Origin of the sequence: Paraburkholderia sediminicola, assembly GCF_046027355.1 — a bacterium.
Classification (GTDB): domain Bacteria; phylum Pseudomonadota; class Gammaproteobacteria; order Burkholderiales; family Burkholderiaceae; genus Paraburkholderia; species Paraburkholderia sediminicola_B.
Genome location: NZ_JAQQEK010000031.1, coordinates 1 through 26,164, shown reverse-complemented (window position 1 = coordinate 26,164; position 26,164 = coordinate 1). Strand labels below are relative to the sequence as shown.

The 26,164-nt window shown below is 62.5% G+C and carries 18 protein-coding genes; 10 read left to right on the top strand and 8 right to left on the bottom strand.

Translation table 11 applies throughout. The features are described from left to right. Positions 1-123: 123 nt before the first annotated feature. On the bottom strand, positions 124-1,185 hold the full coding sequence (locus tag PQR42_RS35810) for a LysR family transcriptional regulator (protein ID WP_408220413.1): 1,062 nt from the start codon (positions 1,183-1,185) through the stop codon (positions 124-126). 289 nt (positions 1,186-1,474) lie between these two features. Here PQR42_RS35810 and PQR42_RS35805 point away from each other — a divergent pair, with 289 nt between their 5' ends. Further along, on the top strand, positions 1,475-1,687 hold the full coding sequence (locus PQR42_RS35805; RefSeq protein WP_408220411.1) for a hypothetical protein: 213 nt from the start codon (positions 1,475-1,477) through the stop codon (positions 1,685-1,687). Between the two features lie 18 nt (positions 1,688-1,705). Here PQR42_RS35805 and PQR42_RS35800 read toward each other — a convergent pair whose 3' ends face one another. Continuing rightward, positions 1,706-2,323 carry a TetR/AcrR family transcriptional regulator gene (locus PQR42_RS35800; RefSeq protein ID WP_408220409.1) on the bottom strand — a complete coding sequence of 206 codons (618 nt, stop codon included), beginning with the start codon at positions 2,321-2,323 and terminating at the stop codon, positions 1,706-1,708. A gap of 218 nt (positions 2,324-2,541) precedes the next feature. On the opposite strand from PQR42_RS35800, the gene PQR42_RS35795 reads away from it, so the two are divergent. The 3 genes from PQR42_RS35795 to PQR42_RS35785 are packed head-to-tail and all read left to right on the top strand — an operon-like array spanning position 2,542 to position 8,335. Beyond that, the gene (locus PQR42_RS35795; protein ID WP_408384234.1) at positions 2,542-3,693 is read left to right on the top strand and encodes an efflux RND transporter periplasmic adaptor subunit; all 1,152 of its coding nucleotides are present in this window, start codon (positions 2,542-2,544) and stop codon (positions 3,691-3,693) included. After that, entirely contained in the window at positions 3,690-6,827 is a 3,138-nt protein-coding gene (locus PQR42_RS35790) for an efflux RND transporter permease subunit (RefSeq protein ID WP_408384236.1), read from the top strand. The genes PQR42_RS35795 and PQR42_RS35790 overlap by 4 nt, the downstream gene beginning before the upstream one ends. Before the next feature lie 2 nt (positions 6,828-6,829). Then, positions 6,830-8,335 carry an efflux transporter outer membrane subunit gene (locus PQR42_RS35785; RefSeq protein ID WP_408220403.1) on the top strand — a complete coding sequence of 502 codons (1,506 nt, stop codon included), beginning with the start codon at positions 6,830-6,832 and terminating at the stop codon, positions 8,333-8,335. 690 nt (positions 8,336-9,025) lie between these two features. On the opposite strand, the gene PQR42_RS35780 is transcribed toward PQR42_RS35785, so the two are convergent. From PQR42_RS35780 to PQR42_RS35760, 5 genes are all read right to left on the bottom strand, one after another. Next, positions 9,026-9,292, bottom strand: a complete 267-nt coding sequence (locus tag PQR42_RS35780; RefSeq protein WP_408220401.1) for a hypothetical protein — start codon at positions 9,290-9,292, stop codon at positions 9,026-9,028. Between the two features lie 236 nt (positions 9,293-9,528). Beyond that, positions 9,529-9,768 carry a hypothetical protein gene (locus tag PQR42_RS35775; RefSeq protein ID WP_408220399.1) on the bottom strand — a complete coding sequence of 80 codons (240 nt, stop codon included), beginning with the start codon at positions 9,766-9,768 and terminating at the stop codon, positions 9,529-9,531. Between the two features lie 77 nt (positions 9,769-9,845). Continuing rightward, positions 9,846-12,230, bottom strand: coding sequence for a DUF6531 domain-containing protein (locus tag PQR42_RS35770; protein ID WP_408384238.1), 2,385 nt, complete (start codon positions 12,228-12,230; stop codon positions 9,846-9,848). A 1,098-nt stretch (positions 12,231-13,328) separates the two neighbouring features. Further along, on the bottom strand, positions 13,329-14,207 hold the full coding sequence (locus PQR42_RS35765) for a lipid A biosynthesis lauroyl acyltransferase (protein WP_459252332.1): 879 nt from the start codon (positions 14,205-14,207) through the stop codon (positions 13,329-13,331). A 405-nt stretch (positions 14,208-14,612) separates the two neighbouring features. After that, positions 14,613-17,114 (bottom strand): penicillin-binding protein 1A, encoded by a 2,502-nt coding sequence (locus PQR42_RS35760; RefSeq protein WP_408384242.1) that lies wholly within the window; start codon positions 17,112-17,114, stop codon positions 14,613-14,615. A 491-nt stretch (positions 17,115-17,605) separates the two neighbouring features. Here PQR42_RS35760 and PQR42_RS35755 point away from each other — a divergent pair, with 491 nt between their 5' ends. From PQR42_RS35755 to PQR42_RS35745, 3 genes are all read left to right on the top strand, one after another. Then, positions 17,606-18,241: a hypothetical protein gene (locus tag PQR42_RS35755; protein WP_408384244.1), complete on the top strand. Its 636-nt coding sequence runs from the start codon at positions 17,606-17,608 to the stop codon at positions 18,239-18,241. Positions 18,242-18,810: 569 nt separating this feature from the next. Beyond that, positions 18,811-19,491: a PspA/IM30 family protein gene (locus PQR42_RS35750; protein ID WP_132374200.1), complete on the top strand. Its 681-nt coding sequence runs from the start codon at positions 18,811-18,813 to the stop codon at positions 19,489-19,491. Between the two features lie 88 nt (positions 19,492-19,579). Further along, complete coding sequence (locus PQR42_RS35745) at positions 19,580-20,788, top strand: tetratricopeptide repeat protein (protein WP_408384246.1); 1,209 nt, start codon at positions 19,580-19,582, stop codon at positions 20,786-20,788. A 110-nt stretch (positions 20,789-20,898) separates the two neighbouring features. Here the strand turns inward: PQR42_RS35745 and PQR42_RS35740 are convergent, their stop codons facing one another. Continuing rightward, positions 20,899-21,582 (bottom strand): TetR family transcriptional regulator, encoded by a 684-nt coding sequence (locus PQR42_RS35740; RefSeq protein WP_408384248.1) that lies wholly within the window; start codon positions 21,580-21,582, stop codon positions 20,899-20,901. 144 nt (positions 21,583-21,726) lie between these two features. Between PQR42_RS35740 and PQR42_RS35735 the strand changes: the two genes are divergently transcribed. The 3 genes from PQR42_RS35735 (at position 21,727) to PQR42_RS35725 (ending at position 26,140) form a co-directional block, all read left to right on the top strand. After that, positions 21,727-23,217 carry a flavin-containing monooxygenase gene (locus PQR42_RS35735; protein ID WP_408384249.1) on the top strand — a complete coding sequence of 497 codons (1,491 nt, stop codon included), beginning with the start codon at positions 21,727-21,729 and terminating at the stop codon, positions 23,215-23,217. Positions 23,218-23,322: 105 nt separating this feature from the next. Next, the gene (locus tag PQR42_RS35730) at positions 23,323-24,279 is read left to right on the top strand and encodes an alpha/beta fold hydrolase (protein WP_408384252.1); all 957 of its coding nucleotides are present in this window, start codon (positions 23,323-23,325) and stop codon (positions 24,277-24,279) included. Between the two features lie 454 nt (positions 24,280-24,733). Continuing rightward, positions 24,734-26,140, top strand: coding sequence for a methyl-accepting chemotaxis protein (locus PQR42_RS35725; protein ID WP_408384254.1), 1,407 nt, complete (start codon positions 24,734-24,736; stop codon positions 26,138-26,140). Positions 26,141-26,164 lie beyond the last annotated feature (24 nt).

Sequence of the window (26,164 nt, the reverse complement as noted above, 5' to 3'; positions counted from 1 at the left end):
TTGTCGTTATCGAACTCGTGCGGCTGCACCAGCCTCGAATCGAAGAAGATAACCCAGTCTCGCACGTCTGAGCCGAAAACCTTGGCGCCGCAACTCACACGCCAACGCCCCCCGCACTCGACATCAAAACGGCGACGACGCCGCGATCCGCGAGCGCGCGGCCTTGTGCAAGGGACGCGCCGCGTCGGAAGACAATTCGGTCACCGGCAGATCGTCCACGTCCTCCGTTATAGCCTCCACCGCCTGGGCCACGGAACGCGTCGGCGCCACGGCGCGCGGATCGCGCGTCTGCTGGCCCGGCTGCTGGAAATACTCGACGAGGTGATCGATGAAAGTACGCACCTTCGCCGGCAAATGCAGGCGGCTCGGATAGGCGATCGTGATTTCGATCTGCGGCAGACGGTAGTCGCGCAGCAGCGGCACGAGCCGCCCGGACGCCAGATCGCGGCCGATCAGATAGCTCGGCAGGATCGCCACGCCCATGCCCAGCAGCGCGAACTGCCTGAGCATCTCCGTATTGTTCGCGACGATCGCATTCGTGGGGCGCACGCGGACTTCGCCGTCCGGTCCGGTGAACACACGCTCCTCGCCGCCCTGTTCGGACGGCCGGCTCAGGCACGGATGCGAAAGCAGATGCTCAGGCCGGGTCGGCGTGCCGTGCTGCGCCAGGTAGGCAGGCGTCGCGCAAACGGTCATATAACCGGTGGTGAGTCGCCGCGTGACGATGCTCGCGCTGCGCATGTGCCGCGCCACGAAAATGCCGACGTCGAAGCCCTCTTCCACCAGATCGACATGGCGATCCGCCAGGGTGACGTCGGGCACGACGTCCGGATAGCGCGCGGCATAAGACTGCACCACGGGTGCGAGGCTGTGCAGCCCAAACACCACCGGCGCGACGATGCGCAAGGTGCCGACCGGCTCGTGATTGCGCGCCACCACCATCTGCTCCACGCCTTCGAGGTCGTCGAGAATGTGGCGCACGCGCTCCAGATAGGTCGTGCCGGACTCCGTCAGCGACAGGCGGCGCGTGGTGCGATTGAGCAGGCGCGTGCCGAGGCGCGCTTCCAGATCGGCGACGTGGCGTGTGACGACCGCCGTGGAGAGATCCAGCGCGCCGGCCGCGCCGACGAAACTGCCGAGGTCGGCCACTTTGACGAATACGCGCATCGACTGCAATTGGTTCATGGGACGACTCCTGCCTCGGTAAAGCCGGGCCGGCGCACCCCTCGCGCCTGTGTCGACCCGTGCGGCAAGGCGCGCGCGGGTTTGCCCAACGATCCGATTGTATCGACCCGATCATGTCCCAACCCTGACCTGAACATGACAATCCAGACAGGTTTCCGAGGCGTTCGCGTCACTTTTGCGCGCCCATGGCGGGCTTTATTGCGAGCATTATTGCGGATTTCGACTAGGTATAAACCCTAGTACTCTGGTAACATAGCGCCCGAAAGGAAATCAATCGCAATCAATCGCCATGACACACCGTTTTCAGCTTTTCGAAAAAATCGCGTTCTCGCTGGTCTGCTGGTCCGCCGCGGCCTGTTCGGCCTTCATTGCCTATGAACGATGCCCGGACATCAAGGTGGTCCTGCACGTGGGTGAAGAAGTGCTGCGCTACAGCGGCCAGTATTCGTACGTGTGCGCCACGCCGGTGGCCGACGCCTGCGCGCAGTTGCCGACCAACTGATAGCGCGTTTCAACGCGCTTACGCGTCGCGCCCGAACACCACGCGCGCGAAAAATCCCGCCAGCACCGTTTCAACCAGCTCCGCCGGCACGTTCTGCGGGTCGACCGTGTAGAAGAACTGCACGCCGTCGCACAAGCCCATCAAGCCGATCGCCAGGGTCTCCGGCGGCATCAGCATCGGCGTGCCGACACGCGCCGAAAACTCGCGAATGTACGCGCTCAATTGCTCGAGCTTCTCGTGCATGAACGCGTTAAAGCGAATCCGGAAGCGTCCGTCACGCACCGCGAGCAACTTCGCCTCCGCCCACAGCAGGAAACACTTGTTCTCGCGATGCAGGTTGCTGTAGTAGCGCAGCACGCGCTCCTCCATTTCCTCACGCGATGCCGCGCTCGCGAAAATGGCTTGCAGCCCCGCCTGCATGATCTCGTGGTCGCGCCGCAATAGTTCGAGAAACAACTCGCTCTTGCTGCGGAAGTTCGAATAGAACGCACCGCGCGTATAGCCCGCCGCCTCGGCGATGTCCTCGACACTCGCCGCGACAAAACCTTTCTTCATAAAAATCGCTTGCGCAGCGTCGAGCAGGCGCTCGCGCGTCTGGTCCTTGCTCTGCTCGCGTGTCAGTCGTTGCCGTTTCATGGGCGCAAGTCTAGCACTGAAAAGAATTCCAATTCACCTCAACATTCAAATACAGGTGTGTATTAGAATGCAAATCAACATTCGAAATCAGATGCGTATGCCAATTGCATGAACGGCCGACGCATCTTCGCTGGCGGGCCGCTGTGGCTTGCCGTGTTCGTTCGCTGTCTCCAGTTGGGGTAATTGTGAAGCGTCCTGGTCTTCCCGCATCGTCCGCGATGCGCCCGCAGTCCCATCGGTATCGTCATTGCGCGCGGTTGCATCGAGCCGCATTCGTGCTGGCTCTGGCCGGCGTCGTCACGCTGACCGCGTGTTCGAAGAAGGAAGCCGTGGCGCCCGAGCCGCGTCCGGTGGTGGCCGTCGCCGTGCATGCGGACGGCAGCGCGACGCAGGCTGCGTCCTTGCCCGGTGAGGTGCAGGCGCGCTATTCGACGCCGCTGTCGTTTCGCGTCGGCGGCAAGATCGTCGAGCGGCGCGTGCGTCTCGGCGATGTCGTGAAGAACGGACAGATCGTCGCCCGGCTCGATCCGGCGGACGCGCAGAAGAATGCCGCGAGCGCCCAGGCGCAGCTCGCCGCCGCCCAGCACGCTCTCGTGTATGCGAAGCAGCAACTCGATCGCGATCAGGCGCAGGCCAAGGAGAACCTGATTGCGCCCGCGCAACTCGAGCAGACCACCAATACGTACGCATCCGCCGTCGCGCAGCGCGATCAGGCCGCGCAGCAGGCGGCGTTGTCGAAAGACCAGTTGCAATACACCACGCTCGCCGCCGATCACGCCGGCGTGATTACCGCCGAACAGGCCGACACCGGCCAGAACGTCTCCGCGGGCCAGGCCGTCTACAACCTCGCGTGGAGCGGCGACATCGACGTGGTGTGCGACGTACCGGAAAGCGCGCTCGCCGCGCTCTCGGTCGGGCAAACCGCCAACGTCACGCTCGCCGCGCTGCCGGGGCGCAAGTTCACTGCACGCGTGCGCGAACTGTCGCCCGCCGCCGACCCGCAAAGCCGCACCTATCGCGCGAAACTCACGCTTGAGAATGCCGGCCCGGACGTGCGCCTCGGCATGACCGCGGATATCGAACTCGCCGCGCAAGCTAGCGCCTCGGCCGATCAGCACGGTTCGTTTACCGTGCCCGCCACCGCGCTGTTCCACGACGGCACGCAGCCCGCCGTGTGGATCGTGCGCGCCACGGATAACGCACTGGAACTGCGCCGCGTGACCGTCACGCGTTACAACGAGCGCACCGTCGTGATCGGTCAGGGCCTCAAGGACGGTGAACGCGTCGTGCTGCAAGGCGTGCATACGGTGACCGCCGGCGAAAGAGTCCGCGCGATTGCACCATTGCATCCCGAGGACTTTGCTTCATGAGCACCACGCATGAAGAAGGACGCTTCAACCTGTCCGCATGGGCGCTGCGCCACCAGGCGCTGGTCGTTTTCCTGATCGCGCTCGCGACCGCCTTCGGCGTCCTCGCCTACACGCGGCTCGCGCAATCCGAAGACCCGCCCTTCACGTTCCGCGTGATGGTGATCCGCACCTTCTGGCCCGGCGCCACCGCGCGCCAGGTGCAGGAACAGGTCACGGACCGCATCGGCCGCAAATTGCAGGAGACGCCCGCCATCGATTTCGTGCGCAGCTACTCGCGCCCCGGCGAATCGTTGATGTTCTTCTCGATGAAGGACTCGGCGCCGGTCAAGGACGTGCCCGAGACCTGGTACCAGGTGCGCAAGAAAGTCGGCGATATTGCGGCGACGCTGCCGCAAGGCATTCAGGGGCCATTCTTCAACGACGAATTCGGCGATGTCTACACCAACATCTACACGCTCGAAGGCGACGGCTTCTCCCCCGCGCAACTGCACGACTACGCGGACCAGTTGCGCACGGTGCTGCTGCGGGTGCCGGGCGTCGGCAAGGTCGATTATTTCGGCGATCCGGATCAGCACATCTACATCGAGATCGCCAACACGCAACTCACGCGCCTCGGCATCTCGCCGCAGCAACTCGGCCAGGCGATCAATTCGCAGAACAGCGTCTCGCAGGCCGGCACGCTGACCACCGCCGACGACCGCGTGTTCGTCCGTCCCACCGGCCAGTTCAAGGACGTCAACGCGCTCGCCGACACGCTGATCCGCATCAACAACCGCTCGTTCCGTCTCGGCGATATCGCCACGATCAAACGCGGCTACGACGATCCCGTCGCCACGCAAATGCGCGCCGGCGGCAAGGCCGTGCTCGGCATCGGCGTGACGATGCAGCCGGGCGGCGACGTGATCCGTCTCGGCAAGGCGCTCGATCAGCAGATGGTGCATTTGCGCCGCGCGCTACCCGCCGGCTTGCAACTGGTCGAAGTATCGAGCATGCCGGACGCGGTCGCGCGTTCGGTCGACGACTTTCTCGAAGCCGTCGCCGAAGCGGTGGCGATCGTGCTGGTGGTGAGCCTGGTGTCGCTGGGCGTGCGCACCGGCATGGTGGTCGTGATCTCGATCCCGGTGGTGCTCGCCGTCACCGCGCTGTGCATGTATCTGTTCGACATCGGCCTGCACAAGGTGTCGCTCGGCACGCTGGTGCTCGCCCTGGGGCTACTCGTCGACGACGCGATCATCGCAGTCGAGATGATGTCGGTGAAGCTGGAGCAAGGCTGGAACCGCACGCGCGCGGCAGCTTATGCGTACACCAGCACTGCGTTTCCAATGCTGACCGGCACGCTCGTCACCGTCGCCGGTTTTCTGCCGATCGCGTTGGCCAAGTCGAGCACCGGCGAATACACGCGCTCGATCTTCGAAGTGTCGGCGATCGCGCTGATCGCCTCGTGGCTCGCCGCCGTCGTGCTGATTCCGCTGCTCGGCTATCACCTGCTGCCCGAGCGTAAGCGCGAGGCGCACGAGTCGCATCTGCCCGACGATCACGAGCACGATATCTACGACACGCGTTTCTACCGGCGCCTGCGCGGCTGGGTCGGCTGGTGCATCGAGCGGCGCTTCGTCGTGCTGGCGATCACCGTCGTGCTGTTCGTGCTGGCCATGGCCGGTTTCACGCTGGTGCCGCAACAGTTTTTCCCGAGTTCGGACCGTCCCGAGTTGCTGGTGGATGTGCGCCTGCCCGAAGGCGCGTCGTTCGAAGCCTCGTTGCGTGAGGCCACGCGGCTGGAAAAAGCGCTGGTGGGCCGACCGGAAATCGATCACACGGTCGACTTCGTCGGCACCGGCGCGCCGCGTTTCTATCTGCCGCTCGATCAGCAATTGCCGCAACCGAATTTCGCACAGTTCGTAATCACGGCGAAGTCGGTGAAGGATCGCGAAAAGCTGGCGCAATGGCTCGAACCGGAATTGCGCAACCACTTCCCGGCAATCCGCACGCGTCTGTCGCGTCTCGAGAACGGGCCGCCCGTCGGCTATCCGGTGCAGTTCCGCGTGAGTGGCGACGACATCGCCACCGTGCGCTCGATCGCCGAGCGCGTCGCCGCGACCATGCGTGCGGATCGCGGCACCAGTAACGTCCAGTTCGATTGGGACGAACCCGCCGAGCGCTCGGTGCGCTTCGAAGTCGATCAGAAGAAAGCGCGCGAACTCGGCGTGAGCTCCGACGACATTTCGAGCTTCCTCGCGATGACGCTCTCCGGCTACACCGTCACGCAGTACCGCGAACGCGACAAACTGATCAGCGTCGATCTGCGCGCGCCGAAGGCCGAACGCGTCGACCCCGCGCAGCTCGTTACGCTCGCCATGCCCACGCCGAACGGTCCCGTGCCGCTCGGCACGCTCGGCCATTTGCGCAACGACCTCGAATACGGCGTGATCTGGGAACGCGACCGTCAGCCGACCATCACCGTGCAGTCCGACGTCGCGCCCGGCGCGCAAGGCATCGACGTCACGCATGCCGTGGACAAGGCGCTGAGCCGGATACGCGCTACTCTGCCGGTGGGCTACCGGATCGAAATCGGCGGCTCGGTCGAGGAAAGCGGCAAAGGCCAGACCTCCATCAATGCGCAGATGCCGATCATGATCATCGCCGTGCTCACGCTGTTGATGGTCCAGTTGCAAAGTTTCGCGCGCGTGCTGATGGTCGTGCTGACCGCGCCGCTCGGGCTGATCGGCGTGGTGCTCACGCTGCTGCTGTTCGGCCAGCCGTTCGGCTTTGTCGCAATGCTCGGCGTGATCGCGATGTTCGGCATCATCATGCGCAACTCGGTGATTCTGGTCGATCAGATCGAGCAGGACATCGCCGCGGGGCATAAGCGTTTCGATGCGATTGTCGGCGCGACCGTGCGGCGTTTCCGGCCTATTACGCTGACCGCGGCGGCAGCCGTGCTCGCGTTGATTCCGCTGTTGCGTTCGAACTTCTTCGGCCCGATGGCCACCGCGCTGATGGGCGGCATTACGAGCGCCACGATCCTCACGCTGTTCTATCTGCCCGCGCTGTACGCCGCGTCGTTCCGCGTGCGTGTCGATGAACGCGAGCCGCAGACGCCGTCCGCGTCCGGCACGACGCATACGGGGAATTGAGCATGGCCACTCCCACGTTGTTCCGATACTCGCGCATCGCCGCGCTTACTGGCATGGCATGCGCCCTCGCCGCCTGTTCGTTCGGACCGAGCGGCGAGCCGCCCGCGATGCCACAGCCGTCGCACTATGGCGCCGAAGCGCAACCGACGCAAACCGTGCCCGCGCAAGGCGTCACGCAGCAGTTCGTGGTCGGCGCGAAGCCGGTGCCCGAATGGTGGAAGCTGTATCGATCGGATGCGCTGAACGCGCTCGTCGATGAAGGCCTGCGCAACAGCCCGACGCTCGCGGCGACGGACAAGAGCCTCGCCGCCGCGCGTGAGCAATTGCGCGCGCAGATCGGCAGTTCGATGCTGCCGACCATCGACGCCGGCGGCCAGGTGACGCGCAATCGCGCGCTGGCGATTCCGGAGATCGGGCCGAACACGTTTCTGTACAACATCTTCGTCGGTCAATTGCAGGCGCACTACACGTTCGACCTGTTCGGCGCGGCGCGGCTGGCCGACGCGGCGCTCGCCGCGCGCGTCAACGTGCAGGCGTATCAGTTCGACGCCGCGCGCCGTGCGCTCGCCGCCAATATCGTGAGCGCGGCGATCACCAGCGCCGCGCTGCATGCGCAGATCGAGACGACGGAACGGCTCGTGACGATCGCCAACGATCAGGCCCGCGACACGCAGCGGCGCTATGCATTGGGCGCCGTCACCCACGCCGATCAGTTGAGCGCGCAACAAAGCGCGGCCAGTCTGTCCGCGAGCTTGCCGGGCCTGAAGCAGCAATGGCTGACCACGCGCCACGCGTTGGCGGTGCTGCTCGGCCGCACACCGGACGCGGCGCCGGACGATCTCGAACTCGCGCTGTTGCATGTGCCTGAGCAGGTGCCCGTCGTGGTGCCGTCGGAGCTGCTGCGCGCGCGCCCCGACATTCAGGCCGCCGACGCCGCCTTGAAGGCCGCTGCGGCCGACGTCGGCGTGGCCACCGCGCAGATGTTCCCGAGTCTGTCGCTGAGTGCGTCGATGGGACAAGGCGGCTTTAGCTGGCCAGTGGCGCTCTCCGGTGCGGGCGCGATCTGGAGCATCGGTGCGTCGCTGTCGCAGCCGTTGTTCCATGGCGGCGCCCTGTTCGCGCAACGGCGCGCGGCGATCGATACCTATGACGCCACGGTCTCGCAGTACAAGCAAACCGTACTGACCGCGTTCCAGAACGTCGCCGACACGCTCGCCGCGCTCGAACACGACTCGCAGGCGCTGGACGCGGCGAACATTGCCGCGCGCTCGGCGCAAGGCATCTTTGACGAAACCTCGGGGCGCTACCGGTTGGGTGCGTTGCCGATCGCGTCGGCGCGTTCGAGCGAGCAGCAGTTCCGCAACGCGCAGCTCGATGAGATCCGCTATACGAGCGCGCGTCTGACGGACACGGCAGCGTTGTTTCAGGCGATGGGGAATCCGCCGGTGGAGTCGGCTTCGGCTTCGGCCTCCGCCGTTCCGGCAACCAACGCGGGGCTCGTCAACTAGCGAAGCCTGGGGATTCCGTACTGACGGCCCCGCACTTATCCCCACTTTTTGTTGATGAGCCTGTTGAAAACTATCTGACAAGCAAGCTAACGCGTTGAACGCAGAGGAAATTGTGCGGGCGGTACGGAATGAACCAGTGGACGTTGAATGGCAGCTCTTTCACAGAACGAAGAGCCTGGCATGCCTCAACGTTATCCCCAGTTTGTGTGCACAGGGTTGTTGATAAGTCCAGGGCTACGGGCTTAAGTCGTTGATGCGAATGGGTTTGTCGCTTGCGGTGCCGATGGATGCAGTTGCATTGGCCACTCTCGAATGACCGGTGCCGCTCCTGTTTATCCACAGTTTGTGTTGACAGGGCTGGGGGCAAATCACACCCTATGATAAACAGCCCCGCCACATAAGGCTGTCCGGGTGGCGTGTGAGGAGAAATTCTTTCCTCTCGCGCCCTCAAACATCCATTCCCCCACGTTTCCCGACACCCTGCGGTGCGGCGAACCTTCGCCCCCCCACGAAAGGACGGCCCTACATCCTAGACGTGCGTTTGGTCTATGGTTTAAGTCGATTGCAACGCCGGAACGAGTCTAACAACACATATGCCTTGTTCGGAGTATAGAGGGATGCATTGTCGATGCTGCGGTGCACGTCGCATGGGAAGGACAGGCGCATTCCCCACGGCGAGCGATGATAGGGTTACAGATCCCAACGGTGCCCCTCAGCTGTCACCAGCCAGGGAACACGGCAACAGGGGTCTTCCAGCACAGCGATGTTATTGAAGCTGTACGCGTCGTACGTGATCCCGGCACGTCGCACACGCAGTTCATCGTTCAGCACACGTTTATGTTGAGGGTGCAGAACCCGCTCCGCGGGTTCCCCGCCCTCGTGTTCTTTCAGATACCGGTAAAGACCGTCCACGATGAAGGCACAGGCGCTCAAGTCTGGCCGGAAACTCAACGCCATAAATCATTCCTCGTGACTAGTTCACGCCGTCGCCTCTGTCGGTGCACGCTTGATCGCCTTCGGCGCATGCTTGCGCGTTGCGCGATGTGGGAGGCGAACTGGTCACCTCCCTCAACAGATATTTGACGTCCGGTGAGGTACGCCCGTGCACATCCGAATGATGTTCACGCAAGGCAGGACGGTCCGTACTTTCCGGACGAATCGCTCTTTCGTCCTGTTGCTGCGATGGCCACTTGTCAGTCGGTAATTCCACTCACTCTTTGGCCATCGGGAACCAAATCAGGATGTTCCTTATAGATTGGGATGATGGTCTTCTCGAACACCGTATACATAACCTCTCCTACAGCAAGTTTGAATTGCTCTAGTTCCTCCGCTGAACAATGATCCCGAACAAAACAAATCGCATCATCCAGCGCACCGTTAATCTTCAGCATCCGGCTGCTTACCTCCGCAGCGGCTCTTTTATCCTGAATCATTGTTCCACACTCCTTGTCAGGTTGATTCTTTCAGATTTCGTTACCAGCGCTTCTTCCCGGCATATGAACTGTACGTGTTACATTCGCGGACACCCTTTGAGCTCAGCGCAATCGTTGACGCAATTCCAGAACGTAACGCCATAATCACGGGTCGGCAGGACGGTGCTCGAGCATTTCGCCCGACACGCCGTTCTTACCTGCGCGCAATCTCCAGAGTCGGTACATTTGATGAACCCTGCTGAATCAACTGTACTGCTTGCAAACAGCTTTGCGTAAAGTGCGTTCCGTTGCGACAGGTTGGGCGTTAAAACCGGGAACGGTAACTGGTTCTGCGCCGCGACCTGGATCTCTACCGGGTTATCAGTGACCGGTTTTCCGGTCTGTGCATTGACATAGAGGTCCTGAAGGAACAGGGACCACGCGGGGCGAGCCTGAATATAACCACACCCAGTACACAGGGTGCTGATGCTCACAGGCGCATCCGATGCCAGTGACCTTACCCAGCCAAGAACGCCGGCTGGAGGTCCGACTGGGTCGAGCCCCGCCTGGTAGTTATCAAGCCACTTGTCCGTGTCGTCACTGCTGATGGCAGCCGCTGGGCTCCCATTTGTCGCGACAGTTGCGTTGCGAGACACCGGCTTGCCATCGGCCGAATACCCGTAATTTACGGTGAGCAGACGACGCGCCCGACCCGTTGCAGGTATAGCCTGTTCATCATATGTGAAGTGTGTGACCCGTCCTCTCGCGTCGTACGCAATTCGGGCCTCCCGGTAATTGCCGGTCTGCCACGTGACACGGTGCGTTGCATCCCTGTCCTGATCGCCGAAGAGCCATTTGGAGACCAAATCCTGCGCGGTGTTGAGATTCCCCGTGTAATCGTAGACGTAGACCCAGTCAGCGGTCATGACGTTGTTCACATAGGTGATCGCCTCGGCCAGCCGGTTGAACTGATCATATCGGGCGCCTACGGTCCGCTGTTGCTGCCCGTTCCAGGTCGCATTAAAACCGGCCTCGCCAGTCGGATCGTTTGTGATGCGCTCGCTATAACCCGTGACGTTGCCATTGCCGTCGTAGACGAAGGACATCAGCTTTCCTGGCATGGCGACGGATGCCGGATGAAGGCTCATTGCATCGGCGTATTGCACTGAGGTAACCGAGGCGCCAGACGAGGTCCGCACCGTTGCCTTTACCGGGCGACCGGTGCCATCGTATGCGTAGACAGCGTTACGTGCCGCCGCGTTGGTGCCCAGCAGAGCACCCGACGCGTCCCAGCTGAATCCATTTGTTATGTAGCCACTACTGCCGGTCGGGACAACCGTGTTTGCTATCGTCGAGAAAGAAAGCGTTCTTGCGCCATTGCTATCCGTGAGAGCGGTCGTTCCCGACCCATACACAAACTGCACGTTCTTAGTTGTGTCCGGGTGACTAACGGCAGTTGCCCGGCCCTGTGTGTCGTAGGTCCACGTCGCGATGCGCGAGCCGGTCTCGTCAATGACCCCCGTCAGCGCGCGCTTTGAATACGCGTCGGCGTATGCATACTGGCGAACATTCCCGTCCGGCCATGTGACCGACGTCAGATTGCCCCAGATACCGTACTTGTACTGCGTGATACCACCCGTGGGGTCGGTCAGTCGAGCAAGGCGACCACTCTGGTCATATTCAAGCTGGAGCGTGAGATCGTACTTAGCCTTTGTTCCGGGGCCATGCTGGGTGATGGTGACAAGACGGCCCGATCCATCATAGTTCAGTGTCCTGACGAACCCGGTCTTGGTCGTCTCCGATAGCAGTAGACCCTGCGCGGAATAGGCCTCAACCGTCTCGGCAACGAGATCGGTGAGCAACCATCCAGCGCCATTCCGGGCAAGGGTCAGGCCGCTGAAAACCGCAGTTCGCCATGCGCCGTTTGTCAGGGTGAAAGTTAACGGTTCACCGTTTGCGCGGTATGCATTGACCTTTACTGCGTTGTCGCCCGTACCAACAATACCCAGCTTGCGCTGCCAGTTATGAACCCAGTTTGTGCCCATCGCCGGGGTGTTTAACGGGTAAGGTACGGAACGATAGGTGCGCGTGAATGTGAGCGGAATTTCATCGCCGCTGACGAAATCATTTTCAGTTGTCTTGACGACACCGCTGGCTGCGAATACGGGATCGCTGACCGGACATGTGACGTCCGATGGAGTGCCGCCCGTCGCCCCGGCACAGTAATCCGGTATCCAGGTTCCGCAGTTGTAGTAATTCAGGAAGTTAAAGGGATCATCTGGACCATCGTTCCCTGGCATAGTGCCGCCCGTCTGTATCGCGCACTCCGGTGTCCCAGGAACTCCCAAAGATTTTCGGAAGAGATTCATGCATTGGTCTTCTGTTGCCGCATGGCTGAGAGCAACAGACATGAGCAGGCCAGTTGCGACAATCAGGCGGCCGATGCCGCCCGAAACTCTGCCTAAGACTTTCCACGCTTTCACTTTTCTCCTTTAGTTTTTTCGTTTAGCCGACATGCCCAGCAACTCTTATTGAGATTGCAATGCCTGCATATCCGATAATTCCTAAAATCGCTGCGCCGTTGCGTTCAGCCAAACGTCGCTCCATCAGCTCTGACATAGCAAGCAGGAAATCGATGACACACCTGTCAGACGTCGCCGACGCACGCTGTGGAAAATTGCAGGCGAACGGCCGCACGCTCGGAGAACGCGAGAAAAACACGCGGGAAAATGGCCGGCGGCCAAAGCTCGGACGAGGAGTCGTCACCGCAAAAAGATGGGGTGCCGTGAAGGCCACCCAAGGGAAGTGCGGCCTATGTAAATGGAAAATTGGCAGCACACGACCAGCTGTCAGGCGGCTCAGGCGGCAGAGGTCGAGGGGAGTATGGAGGGCACGCGATCTCTGCTACGTGCAAACATACCAAGAATTTTTGGAGCACCGAGGACGATTGCGACGTTTTTATAGATGCAGAGCTGGCGACCCGCCTTCATTTCAGCAAATAGGCTCGGCATTCTCGCCTTAGCGATCAAGCGCTGATATCAGACTCTAGTGGTCCGCCCGCACGACGCGGTCTGTAGGAGTGTGTTCGTGCTGTGGTCGAACGTTCCCGCTGCGAGGGCCGCGCGCTGCGCGGTTGATCTCGCGAGGAACGCCACGCGCGGCCATGCACCAAGTGGCATTTCGCGCGACTCGCCGTCGAAGCGGTAGCGGAATGTGGACACTGGTTCCCTTCGCCCCGGTATGCACTCGGCCGGAGAGGCCGGTGCCGTCGTCCACGTGCGACCATGATCCGCAGTGTTGAGTTTAAGAAGCACGCCTTCTAAAGGTTTGCGAACGATTTTCCCCTCCGATATTCCCAACAAAACACCGGCCGTGTGCCGATGACACGGACAACCGGAGGCCGTGTGCCAACTACTAAGTTGTCGAATTCAAACGGAACAGATGTTTGGAGACCTTGTGCATCGCGGGACACTTTATCCACAGTTTAAGTGCACAGCCCTGTTGATAACGCCTGGAGACACGCGCTAAATACCTGAACAAACACCACATTCGCGCTCCGCCGCGTTCCGCGCCGCCCCACATCAATAAACACTCGCCTCCCCCGCGGGCCGATTCTTGAACCGCTTATGCACCCAATAATATTGATCAGGAATCCGCCTCACCTGCGTCTCGAGAAACTCGGTGATACGCCGCGCGTCGACGGCCACGTCATCGGACGGAAAATCGCTTAGCGCTTCGAAGATGCTCAGCTTGTACCCGCGATAATCCGGCAGCACTTCCGTCACGAACGGCACCACGCGCGCATTCGCCGCGCGCGCCATCCGCGAGACGGAGGTCAGTGTGCAAGCCGGTACGCCGAAGAACGGCACGAACACCGAATCCCGCAAGCCAAAGTCCATGTCCGCGGCCAGCATCACCGGCTTGCCTTCGCGCAGCGCACGCAACGCTCGCCGCACGCTATCGCTGCGCGGAATCATCTCCGTGCCGAACCGGCCGCGCTGCCGCTTGGCCATCGCATCGAGCAGGAGATTTGACATCGGCGTATAAAGCGAGGCGACGGGATGCCGCGTCGAGTACATCATGCAGCCCGCCTCGATACCGACGAAATGGAAGCCGACGAAAATCGTCGGCTGACCCGCCATGTCGGACAGATCGATCGCGCTCTCCACTTCGACAAGCCGAGCCAGCGCCTGCGCATTGCCGAACCATTGCGGCCCGCGCTCGACGTAGCTGCGGATCACGTGACAAAAGTGCGCGCGCGCCAGACGTTCGCGCGCCTCGTCGCTCATGTCCGGGAAACACAGCTTCAGATTGGTATGCACGACACGCCGGCGCGTGCTGGGAATGCGGTACAGCAAGGCGCCGATACCGGTGCCGATTCGCGCGACAACGCTATACGGCAGAAAGGCAAACGCGCGCAGCAGAGCTGTCATCAGACAGATCAGGATTCGACTCTTCACAAGGCGGGACCCGGTGGATGCTGGATGGCAAACACGCCGGCCGCGGCAACCTCAACATTGCCGGCGGACGAAGTGACATGCGCGCGCGTCATACCGGGTCTCGCGCGGCGCGGGGGTTCGAGAATGGACGTGTCGCTCGCGGCGAGACGCAGTGGTGCCGGAGACCGAAACCGGTTAGGGATCAGGCGTCCTTCAGGACCCTTGATGAAAGCACCGCCAGCGTGATTAGAACACACCGCGTATGCCGGGCACACAATCCGCCGGACGGACCACCCGACAAACGGCGCGAGAACCGCGCCGGGCGGCGCTTCGCCGCTCTTTCAAAACTCAATTGCGTGCGCGGTCACAAGATTCGAACGGCCCGCACTCGCCCGCCGCGCTCCAGGGGCGTGCCCCTGGAGCCCATCACGGCTTGTTCGATTCGAACAGATCCATGATCTGCTTCTTCTCGTTCGACGAGACACTCGGCGGCGGCACCGCCGGCGGCGTCATGCCCGCCGGCCCCACGCCGCCGACCGCGTCGCTCACGCCGGCGGTCGGATTCGCCGAATCCAGACCGATGCTGGCGACGAAGCCATTACCCGGCGTCATGTCGGTATAGAACAGTTCGCCGTCGACCGAAGTCACGCCGTCGGGCTGCGCCGGTTCGCCTTGCGGCACCCCGCGCAGCGCGCGCTGCATGTATTCCACCCAGATCGGCAGCGCGAGTTGCGCGCCGAATTCGCGGCTGCCGAGGCTCTTCGGCTGGTCATAACCCATCCACGCCACCGCCACGAGCGACTGCTGATAACCGGCGAACCAGCCGTCTTTCGCGTCGTTGGTGGTACCCGTCTTGCCCTGCAAGTCCGAACGATGCAGCGCGTTGGTGCCCGCGCCCGTGCCGGCCGTGGCCACCGAATGCAGCAAGCTGTTCATGATGTACGCGTTACGCGGTTCCAGCGTACGCGGCGCATCGCGTCCGGCCGTCAGCGGTTGCGCCTTGGAGAGCGGTTCGCCGCGCGCATCGGTCACCTCGTTGATCAGATACGGATTGATCCGGAAGCCGCCGTTCGCGAACACCGAATACGCACCCGCCGACTGCAACGGCGTGACGAGGCCCGCACCGAGCGCCATCGGCAGATACGGCGGGGTCTTGTCGGCGTCGAAACCGAAACGCTGCGTGACGAAGTCTTGCGCGTACTTGGTGCCGATGAACGACAGAATACGGATCGACACGAGGTTCTTCGACTTCTGCAACGCGAGACGCAGCGGCATCGGACCGTCAGGCTGGTCGTCGTCCTTCGGCTCCCACGCGTCGCCGCCCGGCGTGCTCGACGGGAAATACAGCGGCGCGTCGTTGATGATCGTGGCCGGTCCGAGACCCTTGTCGAGCGCCGCCGAATAGATGAACGGCTTGAAGCTCGAACCCGGCTGACGCCACGCCTGCGTGACGTGGTTGAACTTGTTCTTGTTGAAGTCGAAGCCGCCCACCAGCGCGCGAATCGCGCCGTCCTGCGGCGTGAGCGACACCAGCGCGCCTTCCACCTGCGGCAATTGCGTGATCTGCCAGTTGCCCTTGTCGTCCGCGAGAAGACGCACGATCGAGCCGACCTTGATCCTGGTGGCGGCCGTGGCGCGCGCGCTCAATGCGGTGGCGGCGAAGCGCAGGCCGTCGCCGCTGATCGTCACCTGCGTGCCGTCCACCAGTTGCGCCTTGACCTGCTTCGGATTCGCGTCCGTCACCACGGCGGCGATGATCTCGCCGTTGTCGGGGTGATCGGTGAGCGCGTCGTCGATGGTCTGATCGCGGTCGTCGCCCGGCGCGGGCAGTTGCACGAAACCTTCCGGCCCGCGATAACCATGGCGCCGCTCGTAATCCATCACGCCCTTGCGCACCGCGCGGTAGGCGGCGTCCTGATCGGCGGAGTCGATCGTGGTGGTGACGTTCAGGCCGCGCGTATAGGTTTCGTCCTTGTACTGCGCGTACATCATCTGCCGGACCATTTCGGCGATGTACTCGGCATGCACGCTATATTCGTTGCCTGGATTCTTGGTGTGAATCTCTTCCTTCACGGCCTGGTCGTACTGATCCTGGCTGATGTATCTCAGCTCCAGCATGCGCCGCAGAATGTACTCCTGACGGATCTTCGCGCGCTTCGGGTTGACCACCGGGTTATACGCGGACGGCGCCTTCGGCAAGCCGGCCAGCATCGCCGATTCCGCCAGCGTGATGTCTTTCAGATCCTTGCCGAAGTACACGCGCGCGGCCGCGGCGAAACCGTAGGCGCGTTCGCCCAGATAAATCTGATTCATGTACAGCTCGAGAATCTGATCCTTGGTCAGCGCGCGCTCGATCTTGTACGCGAGCAGCATTTCATAGATCTTGCGCGTGTAGGTCTTCTCGCTCGAAAGGAAGAAGTTGCGCGCCACCTGCATGGTGATCGTGCTCGCGCCCTGCGAGGCGCCGCCGTGCGAAAGGTCGGAGACCCCCGCCCGCAGAATGCCGATGAAGTCGACGCCGCCGTGCTCGTAGAAGCGATAGTCCTCGATCGCGAGCACCGCTTTCTTCATCTGGTCCGGAATGTCCTGGAAGCGCACGAGAGAGCGCCGCTCCTCGCCGAACTCGCCGATCAGCACATGGTCGGCGGTATAGACCCGTAGCGGCACCTTCGGGCGATAGTCGGTCAGCGCGTCGAGCGACGGCAGTTGCGGCCCCATCACCACCAGCGCATAGCCGACGATCAGCGCGCCCACCACCGCGATGGTCGCGAGCAGGCTCGCGAACCAGATGGCAAGGGTCGCGCCGATGGAACGGCGGCCGGCCTCGGCGTCGCGCGAAGCTGCGTTGCGTCCTGGCGTGCGTTGGTAGGAATCCCGGTCTTCACCAGACGGAGAATTGGATGAATGCGGTCGTTTGATGATTGGCATGACTGGAATAGTGGGCGCATGACTGAACGCCTTTCTGCACGCGCTCCTGGCGCGCACATGGATCGTGATCGAGCATCGTAGCCTGAGGCGCAAACCACCGCACGGCCCTTTGCCCCCGGCCGGCCGCACGGCGCGCCCGGATCGTGTCCGACGCAACGTAACAGCGCATTTTAAAAGAAATCAAGCGCGCTCCAAGTTAGTTTTTTTGTAAGAATTCCCTTCGTGCGAAAGGAGTCTGTAGTTTCGGGCGGTCATCCGAGCGCTTTCACGCGCGGCTGGAGTTATTCACAGAAAATGTTGAAAGGCCTGTGGACAAGCCGCCCGCAAACGCTACAACTCATTGATGTCACGGGATTTTCATGTCGCGCCCGTTCCGCATCGGAGCAACTCGTCATATGATGGTCTCGGCGCGCGCCAACACCTGCTCGCGCCACGGCGTCCGCCAAATGCACGCTTTGAACCGCCCATGCCAACAAGTATGCGAGCCGACTATGAACAAGCCCAGCGAACGCATCGTCGTATTCGTCACAACCGCGCAGAAACGCGCGATCACCTCCACCGCCGAGAATCTGGGCATTAGCGTCAGCGAGCTGATGCGGCGCGCGGTGTTGAGCTTCGGCGCGACCAGCGAACAGGTGAAAGCGGCGAGCATTGTCGACCGGTTGCGCGCGCCCCGCGCGCCGGACGCGCTCGACGCCGCGCTGCAACGGGTCGCGCGCGGCACGCGGCATGCGCGCGCCGCCTTGCCGCCGGCTTTGCAAACGCGTGGCGACAGCACGACAGGCGCGTCCACGGATAGCGCGGCGGATTCCAATGCGCCGGCGCCGGCTGCGAGCGCGTCGCCGAGTGCGCCAGCAGGGCAAGCAGAGGCTCAATCCGCGCCTTTATTGCCGGCGGGTCTCGCCGCCGCCCTCGCCGCCGGCATCGACGAAGAAGCCGCGGCAACGGCCGAAGCCGTCGCGCGCATGGCAGCGGCCGAAGCAGCTTCGGCGGAAGGATCGGCGCCCCGGCAGACCGATACGGAAGCGCAATTGCGCAGCGTGCTCAAACGCCCGCGCCTCGACACCCCACGCGACGACGATGATCCGCTCGGCGACCCGAGCACGAAAGGCGGCCGTTTCGCTTAATGAACACGTGCGACGCCTATCGCACGACGCGTATCGGCATGTTGCATATCGTTACATCGGCGTTATTCAAAATGCGCGAGCTTTCGGCGTTGCAAGCCTGGCATTCACCCAGCGATTCGCAGCGGCTTGTTGCGCATTGAAAATACGCTCGGCGTACGCGTCTTTTGTGTCGTTAATGCACGGCTGCCAGACGTGTTCAGCCATGCTCACGTACGGCGACAATGGCCGCAAACAAAGCGCGCGCGCACCGCATCTATTCACGCCGGCGACACTTGCCGCGCGCAAAGTTGACCAATTTGTCATCGCGCCCTTTAAGTCGGTTTTAAGAGAGCGCGTGGTGTAATATCCGCGAGCGGCTGAATGACGCGCCGCGCGATTTAACCTTTGAGCTGTTTGTCACTCGATATTCGAATCGAACAATTTACGTCGCCGCTATTGCAATCGGTGCGCGCGCCCCGAACTCCGGTCCGAACGTTGCGCAGCTTCGCGCGCAGCGGCGTAAAGTAGCAGTTGAATGCAGTTAAGCGCGCGGGATTATTCAGCGCCGTTTACATTCTTTGGAGGTTTTCATGTCGCTTTTTGACAGCATTTCGCGCACGCTTAAAGGTCTCCTGAACGACGCAGCCGATTCCGTGCAGGATCCGTCGCGCGACTCGCGCCAGATCGTGCGCGAACTCGACGAGAGCATCGCCAAAGCCGAGAACTCGCTGATCGAGATTCAGGCGCAAGTGGCCACGCAGCAAAGCAAGCGCGATGTTGCCGCGGACAAGGCGAAGAAGTACGAAGACGGCGCGAAACGCGCGCTGCAATCCGGCGACGAAGCGCTCGCGCGCGAAGCCCTCGGCGCGCAAGCCACGGCCGAAGCCGAACGCGATGCGCTCGCGAAGGAACTGACTACGCTGGAGCCGTCGGTGGCGCAGCTCAAGAGTCAGATCGAAGACATGCGCACCCGTCGCAACGACCTGAACGCACGCTCGAACATTCTGCAAGCCAAGCAGCAGATCGCTCAGGCGAAAGATGTGGCAGCCACGGCATTGGGCGGCATCGGCGGAAAGAATCTTTCCGAAGATTTCCAGAAACTGGAAGACAAGGTCGCGTTGTCGAATGCCCGTTCGGACGCACGCCTGAATTCGGCTGACGTGAAGAGCGGCAAGGCGCTCGAGGACAAACTCGCGGATCTGAACCGCGGCCCGTCCGTCGAAGATCGTCTCGAAGCATTGAAGAAGCAGATCAATACGCCGGCCCAGTAATTGCGTCAGCGGCAGTACATACCGGCGGCCTTCGTGTGAGCCGCCGGAATCGACTGAAGGAGACGGGCGCAACGCGCCCGGTCCGTAAATGAAAAAATTTCTCGCAACCGCGTTTGCCTCACTGCTGTTCGTGTCGGCCGCGGCGTTCGCTGTGCCCACCGTTCAGCAGATCGAATCGGCCATGTCGCAAGGCAACTGGCAGCAAGCCGACGCCGGTCTGAGCGAAGTGCTGCAGGCGCATCCGAACAATGCGCGCGCCCACTACCTGTACGCCCAGGTGCTCGATCGCGAAGGCCGTTCGGCCGACGCACTCGCCCAGGTGCAACAGGCCAAGACACTCGACCCGCAAATCCGCTTCACGGACCCGACCCGTTTCGCGCAAACCGAAGCGCGCATTCGCAAGGACGCGGAACGCGCAGGCGCCGCGGGTGGCAACACGACCAGCCGCGCGCCCAACCCGTTCGCACAGCAGCAGACGGCGCCGTCCGTGCAGCAACAGTCGGCCGTGGCGCCGCAAGCGCCGCAAGCGCCGCAGCGGCATGGTCCGGGCATGGGCATGTGGATCGGCATTCTTGTCCTCGTCGGCGTGATCGCGCTGGTGCTGCGCTGGACCTTGCGCCGCGCCCGCACGCAAGGCGATACGCGTGCCGACGACGAGCGTCGCGTGCAACTCAAGCGCGCCACGGAGATGCTCAACACCGTGCGTTCGCTCAAGCTCGATGTGAAGCTCTCCACCGTGCAAGGTCATGAGGCGCTGGAGAAGGAAGTCGAAGCAACCGAAGACCAGTTGCGCGGCCTCGTCGAAACACTGTCGAACAGCAAGAATCCGCTGCCGCCGTATCAGCTCGACGAACTCGAGCAACGACTCGGCAGCATGCGCGCGCGCCTCGAGGGCCGGCCCGATCCGTATGCCGCACCGGCCGCCAGCTCGCAGCAGCAATCTCCGTACGCGCAGGAAGCCGAACGTTTCGGCAATCCGCCGCAAGCGCCCTATCCGCAGCAAGGACCGTATCAGCAACAGCCGCCGGTCATCGTGCAGCAAGGCGGCGGCGGTTTCGGCGGCGGCATGGGCGGTCTGCTGACCGGCGTGCTGCTCGGCGAAGCGCTGAATTCCGGGCGTGAGCGCGTGGTGGAGCGCGACGTGGTCGTCGACGACGAAGCGCGCCGTCGTGGCAACGACGGCGGCAATGGCGGCGGCCTCGACTTCGGCCAGGGGTCGAACGACTGGAATGACAACGGCGGCGGTGTCGATCTGGGCAGCAGCGACGACTCCGGCGGCTGGAACGACAACACCTGAGCTTCGCCGCGCGGCTGAAATCGAATCAAGCCGGACAAGTGTATGCGTCAATGAAAACAGGCTCCTTCTGAACGGAGCCTGTTTTCATTATGGCGATTCGTTTTAAGGCTTCACGCCTGCACCGGCACCCTGTCCGGCTCATGCTGCGTCAGCAGCACCGCCCCCGCGAACAGCCTGACAATGAAACGCTCCGCATACGCGATCAGTGCATCGCGGCGAGTGTCGTCCGCGTCGATATAGTCAGCCGACAGATGAAAGAGTTGCAGCACGATCTGCGTGCAGACTTCGTCGACGGTTTCACGCGTGAGCGTCGGCATCAGTTCCAGTTGCACCACGTCGTCGGCCATTTCCGCCGACACCTCGTGCAGGTTCGCGCGCACGGCCTCGCGCAATGCCGACGATGTACCATGATATTCGGCCAGCGCGCTCAGAAACGCCTCGCGGTTTTCCAGCGCGAACGCAAAGAACGCGACGCAGGCTTGACGCGGCACGCTATGCGGCTCGTCGTGCGCGGCGAGCCAGCGCTCACGCCGCAGCATCGGCCGCAAACGGCGGCTCACCGATTCGACGGCTTCACGCGCCAGATCGTCGAGCGTGTCGAAATGACGATAGAACGTATTGGCATTGAGCCCGGCCTCGCGCGCCAGTTCGCGCAAGCCCAGGCTCGTAAAACTGCGGCCGCCCGCCGTCAGACGCAACGCGGCTTCGATCAGTTTGCGCTTGCCGGCCGGCAATTCCTGGCCCGCGGCAACGCCATGCTCCGCGGCGGCTGCCGCGTCGGATACGGATGTCATGTGTTTTCAATCGATGCGCGCTACGCGCGTTTAATAGCAGTACTCTAAACGATCTTGACGCCAAGTGCACAGTTGTCTACCCTGCGCGTTATGTTGCCGTAGACACATGTAGACGCTTGACTTCACCCCATGCCGGAGACCGCCGTGACGCCTGCTTCATCCGCCCTACCTGCCGCGCCACGCATCGCGATTGTCGGAAGCGGCTTTGCCGGCATCGGCATGGCGATTCGTCTGCTGCGAATGGGCATCACGTCGTTCACGATTTACGAGGCGGCCGGCGATATCGGCGGCACCTGGCGCGACAACACCTATCCCGGCGCGACCTGCGACGTGCCCTCGCATCTCTATTCGTTTTCGTTCGAGCCAAATCCCGCGTGGTCGCGCGCGTTCGGCGGCCAGGCGGAAATCTTCGCCTATCTGAAGCACTGCGTCCGCAAGTATGGCGTGGAGCGTTACGTGCGTTGCAACACGCGCGTGGCCGCGGCCCGTTTCGACGAAGCGCGCCAGGTCTGGCATGTCGAGCTCGATGTGAACGGCGTGCGCGAAAACATCGAGGCCGATGTGGTGATCGCCGCGAGCGGCCCGCTGTCCCGCCCAGCCATGCCAAAGATCGCCGGGCTCGAACGCTTCGAAGGCAAGCTGTTTCATTCGGCGCGCTGGGACCATGCGTATCCGCTCGAAGGCAAACGCGTCGCGGTGATCGGCACCGGCGCGAGCGCGGTCCAGTTCGTGCCGCAAATCCAGCCGCGCGTCGCGCAACTCGATCTGTTCCAGCGCACCGCGCCGTGGGTCATGCCCAAGCCCGACAAGCCGATCGACGCGCGCGCCCGATGGCTGTTCCACCATCTGCCATTCACGCAGCGCTTCGTGCGCAGCGCGATCTACTGGCAACTCGAATCGCGCGCCATCGCGTTCGTGGTCAATCCGAAACTGATGAAGGTGCCGATGAAGTTCGGCCTGAGCTACCTCGAACGACGCGTCAAGGACCCTGCCCTGCGCGCCAAGCTCACGCCGAACTACCGGTTCGGCTGCAAGCGCGTGCTGCTCTCGAGCGACTACTATCCCGCGCTCGGCCAGCCGAACGTCGACGTGGTGACGAGCGGCATCCGCGAGATCGTCGCCGACGGAGTCGTGACCGAAGACGGCGTGCATCGCCGCGCCGACGCGATCATTTGCGGCACGGGCTTCCAGGTCAACGACGTCGGCGCACCGTTCGACGTGACCGGCGTCGACGGCGCCGATCTCAGCGCCCTGTGGCTGCGCGACGGGCCCGAAGCCTACCTCGGTGTCAGCGTGGCGAACTTCCCGAACTTCTTCATGATCGTCGGCCCGAATACCGGGCTCGGCCACAACTCGCTGCTCTACATGATCGAGTCGCAAGTGCAGTACATCGCCGATTGCCTGCGCGTACTGCGTCGCCGCAAGGCACGCACGATGAATCTGCGGCCCGACGTACAGCGCGAATTCAACGCGCGTTTGCAGAAGGATATGCAGCACTCCGTGTGGGCGAGCGGATGTCGTAGCTGGTACCAGACCCGAAGCGGCAAGGTCACCGCGTTGTGGCCCGGCTTCACCTTCAGCTTTCGCAAACGGACGCGGCGTGTGCGTCCGCACGACTATCGCTTCGCGCCCTGACGCCGTGAGCGGCGGCTGATGGACTGGGAGCGCGAGACGCCGCCGATGCAATCCGAGTCGAAGCCAGGCGAACTACAAAATCGAACGACAAGGGAGACAACAAACATGGCAAGCATCGACTCCGGCACGCCCGCCTCGACATCCCCGCTGCCGCCGCGCTCGCTCGCCGCGCGCCTCGGCATCACCAGCGTGCCGCGCGACGAATTGCGGCGGCGCTACACGCAAAGCGGCTCCAGATTCGTGAAGATCATGGGCGCCGACGTGCATTACGTCGACGAAGGCAGCGGCGAAATCATCGTGATGATTCACGGCTTCGCGTCGTCGCTGCACACTTGGGACCGCGTCGCCGATGAACTCAAGCGCGAGCATCGCGTGGTCCGCCTCGATCTGCCGCCGTTCGGCGTGACAGGACCGCTGCGCTCCAGCGGCGGTGAAATCGAAACGATGAATCTGCCGACCTATCGGCGTTTCATCGACACGTTCCTGCAGGCACTCGGCATCTCGCGCGCGACCTTCATCGGCAATTCGCTCGGCGGGCTGATTTCGTGGGACTACGCGGTGCGCCATCGCGAAGCCGTTGAACGGCTCGTGCTGATCGACTCGGCCGGTTTTCCGATGAAACTGCCGATTTACATCAGCCTGTTCAACAGCGCGCTGGTGCGTGTCAGTTCGCCGTGGTGGCTGCCTGAAGTCATCGTCAAGAGCGCGGTGCGCAACGTCTATGGCGATCCGCGCAAGATCGACGCGGTGATGCTGCGGCGTTACGTCGAGTTCTTCCACGGTGAAGACACCCGCACCGCGATCGGCAAGATGGTGCCCACGCTCGATTTCAAGGACGTCGACACCGACGTGCTGAAGACTCTCAATGTGCCCGCACTCGTGCTATGGGGTGCGAAGGATCGCTGGATTCCGACTGCGCACGCCGCCGAATTCGCAAGCCGCATTCCGGGCGCGAAGTCGGTCATGTACCAGGGACTCGGCCATATTCCCATGGAAGAAGCGCCCGAGCGCGTGATGGCCGATCTGCGTGCGTTTCTCGGCACGCGCGGTGCGCCGGCCTGACCTGGCTGCTTCTTTCCCGCTGATTCATTCAATCGATACTTCGCGCACGGATGTCGCACGCCCTTCCTTCGCATCGCGTCAACGCGCTCAGCCGCCGCCCAGAAGACGCAACAGTCCCCAGAGAAACTTGCAGAGCATGACGATCAGCTCCCACAGGTGATAGAGCTGTTGCCAGCCCGAAACGCGCGCGAAGGAGTCGATCATGGGTTGCCGGTAAGAAACGGAAAGGTCTGCGGATAAGGCTGTGGATCACAGTTTGACCGCACATCATAACGACTGCGGGATACCCCGTATCAAGTCGCTTGAAAGTCCGCCGTAAACGCGTCGAGGAGACGCTGCATCCGCGCTGGGTGACTGCGCCGAGTGAATGCGCCGAGCGCGCCATCAGCAAACATGTTGCATGGGACCATGAGTAAGTGCTTGGCACCAACTCTGGTCAACAATGGAGATCACCATGATGCGTTTCAGCTTTCGCCGCGCGGCCCGTTCGCAAAAGGTCGTCGGCGATATTGCCGCGCAAGCCGGCAAACTGGGCATCGAGATCTGCGACGTATCGGGCCACGTCGAGGAAGTGGCCGCGCGCGTGCAACGCCAGGCGCAAGTATGCCGCGCGCTGCGCGAATCGGCTGCGCAGACGCTCGCGGGCAATCATCGCATTGCCGCTGCCGCGCGGAAAATGAGCCACGTATCCACTGAAGCCGCGACCGGCGTGCAGGAATCGCAGCAGACGCTCGAAGCGTCGCTTGCCGACATCCACGGACTCGTGGAAGGCGTGACGGTCATCGAGAGTCAGATCGGCGCGCTGCGTAGCGCGCTGGCGCATGTAAGCCGCGTCTCCGAGGAGATTTCGCTGATCGCGCGTCAGACTCATCTATTGGCGCTGAATGCCGCGATCGAAGCCGCGCGCGCCGGCGACTCCGGCAAGAGTTTCGCGGTGGTCGCGGCCGAGGTGAAGAACCTCTCGGCGAAGACCGCGCAAGCCACCGGGCAGATCGAGACGACGCTGGCGCAGCTCACGCAACAGACCGAGCAGCTGATCAGCGAGGGTTCCGTCAACACCGCGCGGGCGCACCGGGTGCGCGAAGGCACACGCAAGATCGGCGACGTCGTGCATGCGACTGGCGATGCGATCGCGCATCTGAATGACGAGGCGGGACAGATCGCCGTATTGACCGGCGAGATCGAATCGCAGTGTGACGGGCTTGAGGCGCAGGTGCTGGAAATGGCAAGCGGCGTCGAGGATTCGAGCGAAAACTTCGTGCAGGCGAAGGACCGTTTGGGGAATCTGCTCGGTGTGTCCGAAACCCTGATTGAACTGACCGCCGCGACGGGCGTGGAAACGGCTGACACGCGTTTTATCGAGGCCGTGCAGCAGGCGGCAGCCGCCGTGAGCAAGGTATTCGAAACGGCCGTGGCGCGTGGCGAAGTGTCGATTGAGGATCTGTTCGATCAGCACTATGTGCCAGTGGCTGGGAGTCATCCTCCGCAGTTCTTGACGCGGTTTACTGCGTTGACCGACCGGATGTTGCCGGCTATTCAGGAGCCTTTGCTTGCTCTCGATCCACGGGTCGCGTTTTGTGCGGCGGTCGATTTGCGGGGTTATTTGCCGACGCATAATCTGAAGTTCTCTATGCCGCAGCGTGCTGATGACGTGGTCTGGAATACGGCGAATTGCCGGAACCGGCGGATGTTCGATGATCGGACTGGGATTGCCGCGGCTTCACATACGAAACGGTTTTTGTTGCAGACGTATCGGCGTGATATGGGCGGCGGCCAGTTTGTGTTGATGAAGGATGCGTCCGCGCCTGTTTTTGTTGGTGGGCGGCATTGGGGTGGGGTTCGGGTTGGGTATAAGGTTTGAGGTTTTTTTGGTTTGCTTTGTGTC